Below are 10,934 nucleotides of genomic sequence, written 5' to 3' on the forward strand. Positions count from 1 at the left end.
TTACTTATCCTGACTGATTTTCGTCCTCTTTGCAAAAAACTGGGATGCTCCCCTTTGGTAGTGTCTGGTGGTCAGCATTCAAATAAACAGCAATATTCAACCGCTTTTACAAGATGGTGCTACTTTAGACCAGTTGGGTTTACCGATATATTGGTGATCACAGATGAGGGGGAGTGGAGAGTAGGGGGAGATAAAAGAGATGAGGGAGATGAGGGGAATAACCCATGCCCAATGTCTAATCTCTCTACTTGGTTACTTTTTTACTCATAATACTGGATACTATATTTTGGGTTTGGGTTTTATTGCTGTTGGGGTGTTAATGTCTATTTCACATAAATATACTGTTATTGCTTTTCTTAGCCTGAGCATTGCTTTGTTCATTACTAGTTGCAACGGAAATAAAGTCTCCCAGTGCCAGCGACTGATTCGAGTTGTGAATGCTGGAACTTCTTTGATTGATAAAAATAAAGGAACCCAAGTGATCACCAGCTTACAACTGTCTAAAGACTTAGAATTTGTAACTAAATCGATTGGGGAACTGAAGTTAACAGACCCCAAGCTGAAAGAATTTCAAAGCAGTTTTGTCAAAATTTTTCAGAATCTCAGTCAAGCGATCGCCAAAGCAGCTAGGGCACTTGGTGCAACCAAAACAGCAGAAGCCTCAGAATCGGGTAGAGAAAAAATTGAAAAGGCGAGAGCCGAAATTGATTCAGCACTCACAGCAGCTACAACTGTTGGGAAGCAGTCGGATACCTTAGTGAATGAAATGAATAAGTATTGTAGCCAGCCAGAATAATCCAATTTGGTGAATTCGTTGGTTCTCAAGGGATTACACGATTATTCTCGGTCTCTTGGCAAAAGCTTTAGGATGCTTCTGGAACTCGAATCGGGCAAAAGAAAATCAATATAATAGCTAGGACAGGGGCAATATTCCCATAAAAAAAGTCCACAGTCAGTTATTGTGCGGCGTTTTTGTAGCTGAGACTTTCTTTCTGTGGTAAATTTTACCCTGATGATTTTTCTGGCTATACTAGTGATTTAAGCTGATTGATTGATAAATTTCATCCCCAATATGAAATATATAAAAACTCGAAATTTCATACATATATCATATCAGTGTGCATTTTCTTTCAAATGACACAAAAGCCTTGTCTGGTCTTGGAGGAAATAAATTTCCTGGGGGTAGAAAAATTTCATCAGTCAATCACTGAGGTTAATACTAACACTACAGAGTGAATCTAGATCAATCAAACGTCTTCTGAGTTAGCACCTATGAAAGAAGAATTGATAGCCAGAGTTGTGCAGGTCTTGCGAATTAATATGAGTTGGATGACTTGGAATTTATTTCTGGCTTTTATACCTTTAGCTTTGAGTGTGTGGCTATTTCGCATCAAGCGTGGTGGCTCTTGGCTTTGGTGGCTGGGATTCTTAGTTTTCTATGCTTTCTTACCGAATGCACCGTATTTGTTGACTGATGTAATTCACCTGATAGACGATATCCGCACGATTCAATCGATTTGGATGATTACTTTGGTACTCATTCCTGTATATTTGTTAGTAATTTTAGGTGGATTTGAAGCTTATGTAATCTCGTTAATTAATTGGGGTTACTACTTACATCGCATTGGCAAAAGCCAGTGGATTTGGCGCTTCGAGTTGATCACACATTTTCTCTGCGCTGTTGGTGTTTATTGGGGGCGATTTTTGCGTTTCAACAGTTGGGATTTTATTACTCAACCCGATGCCGTACTAACCAAAGGAGTAGAAGAAATTCTTGGGAAACAGCCTTTAGTAATTATTGTTATCACCTTTGTGGTACTTGCGGGTTTGTACTGGATTATGAAACGAGTAACTTTAGGTCTTAGCCAACCAGATAGTAGAATAGGGATCAACTCAGGACGTGCAAACTCTAACACGCCAAACGTTTGATGTTCGTAGCAATTTGGGCTTTTAGATTTGGGGTTTTAATTAGTAATTATCCTGAGAAATATTGCCTGTCAAAAGAAAGATGCAACTAAACCATTTTTGAGGTGAAATAAACTTAGAAGCAAACGGTTGGACTTCAACCGCCACCATCCGAGAATAACGTCCTATCAGATCATTGAATATCGATGGTCTGGTCTAATGTATGTGCTCACGTTGATAGGAGGGGATATGCAATTAATCTCTAGAGAGGAAATAAAGACATTAATAGAGCAGCCAAAAGGAAATTGTGTTTCAATTTATATGCCAACGCACCCAGCGGGGCCAGAAATGCGACAAGATCCAATTCGCTTTAAAAATTTGGTCAAGGAAGCGGAGACTCGTTTAATTGATGCGGGTTTGGAACAGAAAGAAGCGATCGCATTGTTGGAAAAATCCCATGAATGCATTCCCATGCTCTGCATGGAAACGGGGAAAGGAGGAAAAGAATCGAACGCCTCGATTTCTCAGCACTGAATCAGCTAGCTTTAGTAGGGTGAAATTCGATCACTAACCAAATACTGTCTGTATCGGCATAGTATTGATGCCAAGGATAGAGATATTTTTGATTTTCCTGAACCTGGCAAAATGGAACAAATGTGGTATATCCTGGACTCATTAACATATCTTCGTAGAGGGAGTTGAATGCTTTTACTTGAAATTTATGCATTCTTCCCTGACCAAAGATTTGGGTATGAATCTCGATAAAGTCGTGCTGGTTATGGATTCCACAATCAGAATTTGAAGGAGCAAACCATAAGTTAACCTTGACGGAAAACCTTTCTTTTTGTTGGGGCGTACTGCATTGTCTTGTCATCGAATAAGGATCGAGTTCTACGATTCCTGCCTCATCCTGGGGAGAACGCCACAGTGGTACATCTTTGGGAAAATCATCAATAAGATTACCTAATAAATCCCAGTTTTGCTCAAAAATGAGCTTGGCAATGTTGTTAGTTTCAACCACCTCAAGCAAAAATAAGGATTCTGCTTTTTGGATGATGGTATCGTTAAGAATAGTGGATGAAAAAGCGGGAATAACACTGGCGGGAACTTCGCTGAGATGGGCATCTGAGGCTTGGGGATTGATGACGATAGTACGGTTTTGGATGGGATAGTTTTCGATGTTTTCAATGTACTTCGCATCAATGTAAGCACCAGAAAAGTTAAGTAGTTTGACTTTGTTGGCTTCCATCAGTTTTTGAGGTTAAGTTCAATGATTAATTGATGGGACTGTAGCTGCGATCGCGCGATCGCACTGAATCAATATACATAAATACTTAAGTATAAGCTACAGGGTATACAAGAAAATGAATGCATTTCCATGCTCTGCATGGGAACGAGGAAAGCCTGATCAAGCTAGGTATTTAGGACTTGTGTGTGCACGGTAGCTTCATAAGGGGGACTACAGGGGGGTTGCAACAATTTACAATTTTCACAATGTTATACATAAAAACCAATGATGATTACTATTCGCTGCTGAAGCCTTGCTTCATGGTCGCCATTTGTAACGCGGAACCCACTGAAGGATTTCTTTAGCGAGTTGGGTGTTAATCAAGGCTTTATAAGGTTCATGTTCATATTCATCACCTCCGCGCCAATCCACTTCAGGAAGTAGAGATTGAGCCATTTCTTGACTAGTTCGATGCGCCGAAGAAATGTCATCAGCGCATAGTAGCAAGGTAACATGACCAGGATTAGGGCAATATAAAGCGGATCGCGCTGCTTCTGCGGTGTCTCTCACATCTAGAAAAGCGCCGTATTCCCAAAATGGATTCCACTCAAAATTGGGATTAGCTTGCCGATTGGAAATAATGAAATCGTAAGTGTCTTCATCAAAAACACCAGGTGGTCGCAGACAAATAGTTGGGATATCTGTGCTATCAGTAAAGTATTGACACATCTTTTCACCAAGGTGTTTGGAAATGGCATAAGGGGTAGTTGGATAACAAGGATGATTGTCATCCAAAGGAAGATAATCCGGTTTTCTCTCACCTTTAAAGATTCCTAATACATCAACACTGCTAAAGAAAACAACACGTTTGAGTTTTGCTTGTGCCGCCGCTGAAAGAATATGCCAAGTTCCGAGAAGATTGACTGCCATTATTTCATCCGGCACATCTTCAGAGTGTCCAAGTAGCGCTGCAAGATGAACAACTGCATCGCAGCCTTTAAGTGCCGAACCAATTTCATTTGGATTCAGAATATTATGACCATTTGCAATATCAAAGCCAATCACTTCACATCCGTCAGCACGTAAAAATTTTTCAACAACTGAACCAATCATTCCTTCGTTACCAGTAACTAATACTTTCATAACACTCAGGATTGTTGCTCATTTTTACTAATATGCATACTTAGCATTAAAGACATTTTAAAATTTATTTAATATTTTTAATTTTTAATTGAAGGAAAAATCTAAAATTGAATTACTCATAACTAATGAAGTTTTCGTCGTGCAACTGCTAAAATTAAGCGTTGTTCAGCACGAGCGATCGCCTGATATGTTCGCTCGACTGCTTCCGGTTCAACAGAAATGGAAGTTATGCCCCATTCCACTAACTTATCAATAATTTCTGGATAGAGGGCTGGTGCTTGACCGCAGATTGAACAAGGTATGCCAGCACTTTTAGCCATTTGGATCAGTTGAGCGATCGCCTTCATAACTGCTGGATGAAGTTCATTAAATACTTTTGCTAACTGTCCTTGTTCTCGATCCACTCCTAGCAGTAATTGGGTTAGGTCGTTTGTACCAATAGAAATTCCAGCTGCACCTGCTTTGACATATTCTGGCAGTAAAAACAGTACACTTGGCACTTCTGCCATCATCCACAATTGAAACTGTGATACCTCAGTTAAAAGAGCTTGCTCAACTTTGCGACGGCAAAAGACAAACTCTTCTACAGTCCGAACAAAAGGCAACAGTAGATTGACATTGCTGTAGCCAGCTTGCTGTACACTCGCTAAAGCTTTCAGTTCTAACTCAAATACTGCGGGATTTCGTAAATAGCTAAAGGTGCCACGTTCACCCAACATCGACTGGGGTGAAGATTGTAAATTATCATTCAATGAAGGGAAATCCTGCGATCGCCAATCTAAAGAACGATAAAAAACTGGTCTTGGTGCAAAAGCACGGGCAAACTGCATAATCTGCTCAGACCATAGCTCTAACAATTCTGCCTGACGCCCGCCTAAAATCCAACTATTGGGATGTTGCCCGGACAATATATTTAGTATCATTAATTCTGAGCGCAACAATCCCACCCCATCCACAGGGAAACTTTGCACTTGTTTTATTAAAATCGACTGACTCAAGTTAACCAGCAGTTGGGTAGCAATCATAGGTAGACGAGAAGTAAGAGGAGGATGGGGCGTTTTGGGGTTGGGGTGATTTGGGGAAATAAAATTTTCTCCTCCCAGTCTCCCACTTTCCATCTCCTCCTTTGAGTTTCCTTTGATCCGATAAACTTCTCCTCTGTCGCCATCAAGCAGCAGTCGTTCGCCAGTTTGGATTAAGCTTGTAGCAGATGTTGCGTTCACTACTGCTGCGATACCTAATTCTCTGGCAAGAATTGCAGCGTGGCTGGTTAATCCGCCTTGTTCAGTAATAATACCAGCAACTTGTTGCAGTAATGGTAGCCAATCAGGTGCGATCGTTGGTACTACTAAAATTACTCCCTCAGGTAGTTGTTCAGGTTTGTGTTGCGGATTAGTAATTACTAGGGCATTCGCCACAACCCGTCCCCCTGCCGCCCCTAGTCCCCTAATGAAGTGTCCGTGGGAAATTACAGATTGGGGAGAACTAACTTGTGTTATGTAGAGCTTGCCAGATGTAGTTTGTTGAGCGATAGTCCATTTGATGGTAAAAGTTTTACCTAGTTCACTTACCAGTTGAGTTCCCAGAGCAATTATTTGTTGTAAGTATTCTTCTTGTAAAGCGTACTGTTTTTGTTGGGCTGACTGAATTACGTAGCTACTTAGACAAGTGTGATCTGGCGTTAGCACTAAGTTCGGCACGGCTTGCAAAAAAGCTCCAGATGCTGGATCATCAACACCATAAGCCAGCATTTTATTGCCCAAATGTTGCTCAAGCACAACCCCAGTTGCCTGTTGAATGTAGTAAACATCTGGCTGGACTTCGCCAAGAGCGATCGCAACTCCTAATCCCCAAGTAGCTTCAATTTCCCACCCAGAGGAGTTGGCTCTGAGCAAGCCACTGGCGATCGCATTCTCAACTGGTTGAACCAAAACTGCTAAACTGATTTGTTGCAGGTTAATTCCTGAGTGCTGCCAATATAGTAGACTTCTAGCACGAAATATCTGGCTCCAGGTACGCTTTAATGCAAAAGCGATCGCTTCGGGTTCGCACTGGCAAAACACCGACTCCAGCAAACCAGATATATTCTTTAGACCTGGGGTAGCAGTCGATACTGCCAAGGTAGGTCGAAGAATCAAACAGCCAGTTTGCCATTCTCTAGCTGCTTGGAAAATGGTACTCACCCACTGCTGTGGCACAGTCGCAGTGAGAATTTCTTGGCGCAAGCGACCAGCCACCTGTTGAAGTTGACGCCAATTAGTGACATCCAGGTGTAACGAAGAATGGGGTAAGTCAGCCACTAATGACTCTGAACTATTGAGATTTTCGAGAAATTGTCCCAGAAATTCTGCCGAAACGACAAAACCAGGGACCACCGGATAGCCACGCTGGGTGATTCTGCTCAAGTAAAACGCTTTGTCACCTACTTTGGCCCGGTCTTGTAGTTTAATTTGGTCTAGCCAGTAGAGTTTGTCCACTCAATTTGTTAGTTGTCAGTTATCTATTTGTAGCCACAGCCATTTCCTCTTAGTACGTTATCAGCCGTAAATCCACTGACTCCCTACTAGGAGGAGCTTCCAGCATTTACGTTTAATTTGCCGACCTTATTAGTAGTTAATTGCTAGTTACACAATGTATTACTGTAATTCGACTCCTTTGTAAATCAAATTTTTTCCTTCATTTCGCCTCTCTTCCCTGAAACCGGGGGTTTAGTTGTTTGATCGAGTTGTAGATGGCGGTATCTAATTATTGAGTATATGAGTTAAATCTAGCAATTTGAGGTAGAATTTTATAGTTCAGTTATTTTAAATAGTTAAAAACCTATTTAATCAACTTATAAATTCATGTCGTTTGCCCAGATTATGATCATTGTCATAATTTAAGAATACAAACCTTTATTTATTATTGACAAAAATAATATCTTATTAGGAAATAATTTTAACAATGGAAGATATTAATTTGCACCTAAAAAAATATTCCCGAATTGATAGAATCCAAATATGATATAGGCTATTAAATTACACCCGTTGAATTAGACTCCATCAATAAAAGATTAAAATATTTTTGTACTATTTTTGTAAAAATATTACTAATTAACCTAGTACAGTTTGGGGGAAATCTGCCTATCTTTAACAAAGGATTTTGCTGCAAGTCTTGTTAATTGAGATGGTAGCTGGATTTTCGTCGTGCTGTACTAATATTTATTATATAAATAAAATTCTCTATACCAGACTAAGCATTGCCAAACACTTACTACCTTGCACCTAATGATTGGCTAAATATCAGCCTCCGGCTATGCATTGCATGACTTATTGGAGCAATTATCGGCTTAGAACGCCAAATTAAGCGCAAACCAGCGGGTTTAAGAACTCATATGCTCGTGAGTTTAGGTTCAGCCATGTTTATTCTCATAATTATCCAAACAGGTGGATCACAGTCCAGTCCTGATGCACTCAGCCGCGTGATTCAAGGGATTGCAGCCGGTGTAGGATTTCTTGGTGCTGGAGAAATTGTCCGCCAATCTTCCCAAAAATCACAGCAACCTGAAATTCACGGACTCACCTCAGCAGCGGCTATTTGGGTTTCGGCTGCTTTGGGAATTGCTGCTGGGTGTGGTTTGTGGCAGTTAGGATTAATTGGTGCTCTGCTGACTTTTCTGGTTCTCAAAGTTTTTAAAAGGTTAGAAAAACATTCATAGTCTATCAATTTTAGATAATGGAATAATGGAATTTGCTGAAGCAGCGTGGTCTTCTCCTTACAGCCCTTCTCCCAAAGAAGATGCTCTTGCCGTTCGGGCATCAAGAAAGCAGGCGCTGGCCTCTCACGAATGGGAGAAGGGAAGACGCCAAGGGCGTAACGCGTTGCGGTAGCGAGTCAGACGCTCCTACGTCGCTCTAAGCTGTACCCCTACGGGGATCTTGCTACGCGTAGCGTCTCTAAGAGTGACGTAGGAGCGTCGGCAGTCCGGTCTTATCCCTACAGCCCAACCCTTGCCGGGACGCCTTGCGGCGAACGGGCATCCTACGGCAGGTGTTAGCCTCTCACGAATGGGAGAAGGGGAGACGATGCCGCGCATAGCGCAGCGGTGAGGCAGTCGCAGTCCTGGACGCCACTTGCTTCAAGTCGGGAAACCCGCCCAACGCAGTGGCTCCGCTTCCCCTCGGTTGCGAACTGCCCTTCCCATTGGGTAGCGAGCCTGCGTACCCCTTCCCTACGAGACGCTCTTGCGTTCGGGGATCTTGCTAGCAAGAGCGTCTCGTAGAGAGCGTCTGGGGGTTTCCCCCAGGAGGAACTGCCGTGCATGGTATCCCGACTTGAGCGGACTGGCGTCAAGTGGCATGAGACGTTTAATTCTTCAATTCTTTCTTCTATTATCTAAAATTGGCACAGTCAATAGAAGGCAATTAGGATTTTAGGTTGATAAATAAATTTTTAATCACCTAATTTGTTTGCTAATAACACTTGTAAATCAGGCCCTTTCTAGGAAATTAAACAGCCTTGCTCTCACCAAAGGCTGTCTTTTGTGCCATGTTACGCCCGTGAAAACTTTTTGCGTAGCTGTCCCAATGGAAACTCTAGAAACTGGTAAATCATATAGGCTAATCCAAAAGAAATTAATAGAGAAATTCCTCCTTGGAGAACTTTATGCAATTGGGGTAAATACATCTCAACAGCTAAGATCACAGTGTCATGTACGAGGTACAGAGAGTAAGATAGTACACCAAGAAAGCGTATCCACTTTAAATTTAGAACTGCGAATAATCCCCAATTTGGAAAGCGAATAGCAGTAATAAAGATTGGGTATAACCCAATTCCCTGTATGGTAAAACCAAAGGTTTGTTTAAAATCAGGTGAGCGATATATAAATGAGAAAAGAATCAAGATTATTCCTGCTGGCAGGAAGAAATACTTCCAGACTTTATTAGAATAGTGCTGTGCATCCAATATCGGATTACCATTTACTGCCAATGCACAGCCGAATAAAATACTATCTAGGCGCGTATCTGTTCCATAATATGCACGATCAAAAGATGCTCCAAAACCATAAGTTAGAACACAGCGCCAGAGTAAGACAGCTAAACATAATGCCCAAAAAATTAGCATTTGTCTGCGTGAACTTACATGCCGTTGACGTAGAGTTACATAAAGCAGTGGAAAAAGTAAATAGAAGTGTTCTTCGACAGCTAGAGACCAACATACCCAACTACCGACAGTAACATTATTCTCGCTAACCAAAACGCGATAATAGTTGCCATAGTGCAGACACTGAGCCAAGAAGGGCGGTAAGTCAATTTGTCCCTTAAGTAATCCTAAGACGGTTAAGCCAGCTCCTAATCCCAGCACGAGATAAAATGGCGGCCAAATACGCAGGATTCGTCTTAGATAGAAGAGCTTAAAATCAAAAGTCTGATAATGATCGTATTCTTGCCTAAGAAGAGTTGTTATCAAGTAGCCACTAAGAAAGAAAAATACTGTTACACCAAAGCCTGCTGGAGCAATATTTTTAAGTCCTGCATGGAATACAAAGACAATTATAAAAGCAATAGTTCTTATTCCATCAAGAGATGGTATGTACAATCTGGAATGTGAATTTGCACCAGCCGAAACATCTGGATTGGTTATAGGTGAAGCTGAGGAAGATTTTTCCAAGAATTTTTGCTCCTTGAAGGTGCGACACAACAGGCTTAAAAGCTGATCAGATAAAGAATCCAGTAACTTATCGTATCTACCTACCGCATTTTTATAGACATATTAGACTTCTTATATAAATGCCAAAACACAGGCTGAAAGCATTGCAATTACGTAGCAGAATTCGACTTATGCAAGAAGTATATTGTGTTGTTTTTTGACAATTATTACTATACAGCAATACCCCAAACAAAATTTAGCTATTACAAATATTGAGTAGGAGTATATGTACTTAAAATTTTGCCCCCTATAGGTTGTTCGGTCAAAACCTGAATTTTGATAAAACAGCTATAACTCAATATTGGTAGGCGATTCATGCTTTTATTATTTATGTTCTAGTTAGGTTAGAGAAAGTACTAAAATTTTTCAACTAAGCGACTGAATATGGGATATGAGGCACTGAACAAGCAAATAACAAGGATTACAGCCTCTAACCCAGATTTCTAATAACAATTTCACCTAGATTGAGCCAAAACGAGCCATTCAACACTCTGTCCAAGTCTTCTATCAGTCAAAAACGCCCAAAAAGACTATAGCGGTTCTCGGATGCATTACAGTCTGACCTCACTTCCATTCCTCTTTCCTAAAAGGAGGAGCCACTGCGTTGGGGAGCCTGCGCGGTCTTCTCCCATTCGTAAGAGGCTAGCGCCTGCTTTCTTGATGCCCAAAGGGCTGTAGAGGGTTTCCATGCCACTTGCTTTATGCAGGTGTTCCCGTCCACCGCAGTGGCTCCCCATGAGCGACTGGCGTCCGGCGAGCCACCTTGTTGCACGTGGCGTCAGAGGCTTTGAGGCTTACTCCTCAAAGCTACAAAGGTTGGGGCTATTCTTGTTAGGTCTGTATTCCATGCAATTGAGAACTGCTATAGATAAAGGTTATGAGGCTTGCGAACGCCTAACTTGTGAGAAATGCCAGCTAAACCGCGTCCACCTTGAAAACTGTAGTTCTTTCCGTATGAAAAGAAAAAACC

The 10,934-nt window shown here is 41.4% G+C and carries 8 protein-coding genes and 1 pseudogene; 5 read left to right on the plus strand and 4 right to left on the minus strand.

Translation table 11 applies throughout. The features are described 5' to 3' along the window. From Q0541_RS26240 to Q0541_RS26255, 4 genes are all read left to right on the plus strand, one after another. Positions 1-270, plus strand: a 270-nt coding sequence (locus tag Q0541_RS26240; RefSeq protein ID WP_298917849.1) for a hypothetical protein, incomplete at its 5' end; no start/stop codon positions are given. A 49-nt stretch (positions 271-319) separates the two neighbouring features. After that, positions 320-796 carry a hypothetical protein gene (locus Q0541_RS26245; protein WP_298917846.1) on the plus strand — a complete coding sequence of 159 codons (477 nt, stop codon included), beginning with the start codon at positions 320-322 and terminating at the stop codon, positions 794-796. A gap of 476 nt (positions 797-1,272) precedes the next feature. Next, on the plus strand, positions 1,273-1,929 hold the full coding sequence (locus tag Q0541_RS26250; RefSeq protein ID WP_298917828.1) for a DUF1361 domain-containing protein: 657 nt from the start codon (positions 1,273-1,275) through the stop codon (positions 1,927-1,929). A gap of 225 nt (positions 1,930-2,154) precedes the next feature. Next, positions 2,155-2,439, plus strand: a complete 285-nt coding sequence (locus tag Q0541_RS26255) for a hypothetical protein (protein WP_298917831.1) — start codon at positions 2,155-2,157, stop codon at positions 2,437-2,439. Position 2,440: 1 nt separating this feature from the next. On the opposite strand, the gene Q0541_RS26260 is transcribed toward Q0541_RS26255, so the two are convergent. The 3 genes from Q0541_RS26260 to Q0541_RS26270 form a co-directional block, all read right to left on the minus strand. Next, positions 2,441-3,154 (minus strand): hypothetical protein, encoded by a 714-nt coding sequence (locus tag Q0541_RS26260; protein ID WP_298917834.1) that lies wholly within the window; start codon positions 3,152-3,154, stop codon positions 2,441-2,443. Positions 3,155-3,451: 297 nt separating this feature from the next. Then, positions 3,452-4,276 carry an NAD(P)-dependent oxidoreductase gene (locus Q0541_RS26265; RefSeq protein WP_298917837.1) on the minus strand — a complete coding sequence of 275 codons (825 nt, stop codon included), beginning with the start codon at positions 4,274-4,276 and terminating at the stop codon, positions 3,452-3,454. A gap of 122 nt (positions 4,277-4,398) precedes the next feature. Beyond that, the gene (locus tag Q0541_RS26270; RefSeq protein ID WP_298917840.1) at positions 4,399-6,753 is read right to left on the minus strand and encodes a putative PEP-binding protein; all 2,355 of its coding nucleotides are present in this window, start codon (positions 6,751-6,753) and stop codon (positions 4,399-4,401) included. Between the two features lie 761 nt (positions 6,754-7,514). On the opposite strand from Q0541_RS26270, the pseudogene Q0541_RS26275 reads away from it, so the two are divergent. Next, a pseudogene (locus tag Q0541_RS26275) lies at positions 7,515-7,973 on the plus strand (MgtC/SapB family protein). A gap of 833 nt (positions 7,974-8,806) precedes the next feature. Here Q0541_RS26275 and Q0541_RS26280 read toward each other — a convergent pair. After that, the gene (locus Q0541_RS26280; protein ID WP_298917843.1) at positions 8,807-9,925 is read right to left on the minus strand and encodes an acyltransferase; all 1,119 of its coding nucleotides are present in this window, start codon (positions 9,923-9,925) and stop codon (positions 8,807-8,809) included. Positions 9,926-10,934 lie beyond the last annotated feature (1,009 nt).

The organism is uncultured Nostoc sp. (genome assembly GCF_937863485.1).
In the GTDB taxonomy this organism is placed as follows: Bacteria; Cyanobacteriota; Cyanobacteriia; order Cyanobacteriales; family Nostocaceae; genus Nostoc.

Excerpts from the sequence above, each read along its gene's own strand:
- Q0541_RS26245 (WP_298917846.1), top strand. The coding sequence starts at position 320 with ATGTCTATTTCACATAAATATACTGTTATTGCTTTTCTTAGCCTGAGC.
- Q0541_RS26250 (WP_298917828.1), top strand. The coding sequence starts at position 1,273 with ATGAAAGAAGAATTGATAGCCAGAGTTGTGCAGGTCTTGCGAATTAAT.
- Q0541_RS26255 (WP_298917831.1), top strand. The coding sequence starts at position 2,155 with ATGCAATTAATCTCTAGAGAGGAAATAAAGACATTAATAGAGCAGCCA.
- Q0541_RS26260 (WP_298917834.1), bottom strand. The coding sequence starts at position 3,154 with ATGGAAGCCAACAAAGTCAAACTACTTAACTTTTCTGGTGCTTACATT.
- Q0541_RS26265 (WP_298917837.1), bottom strand. The coding sequence starts at position 4,276 with ATGAAAGTATTAGTTACTGGTAACGAAGGAATGATTGGTTCAGTTGTT.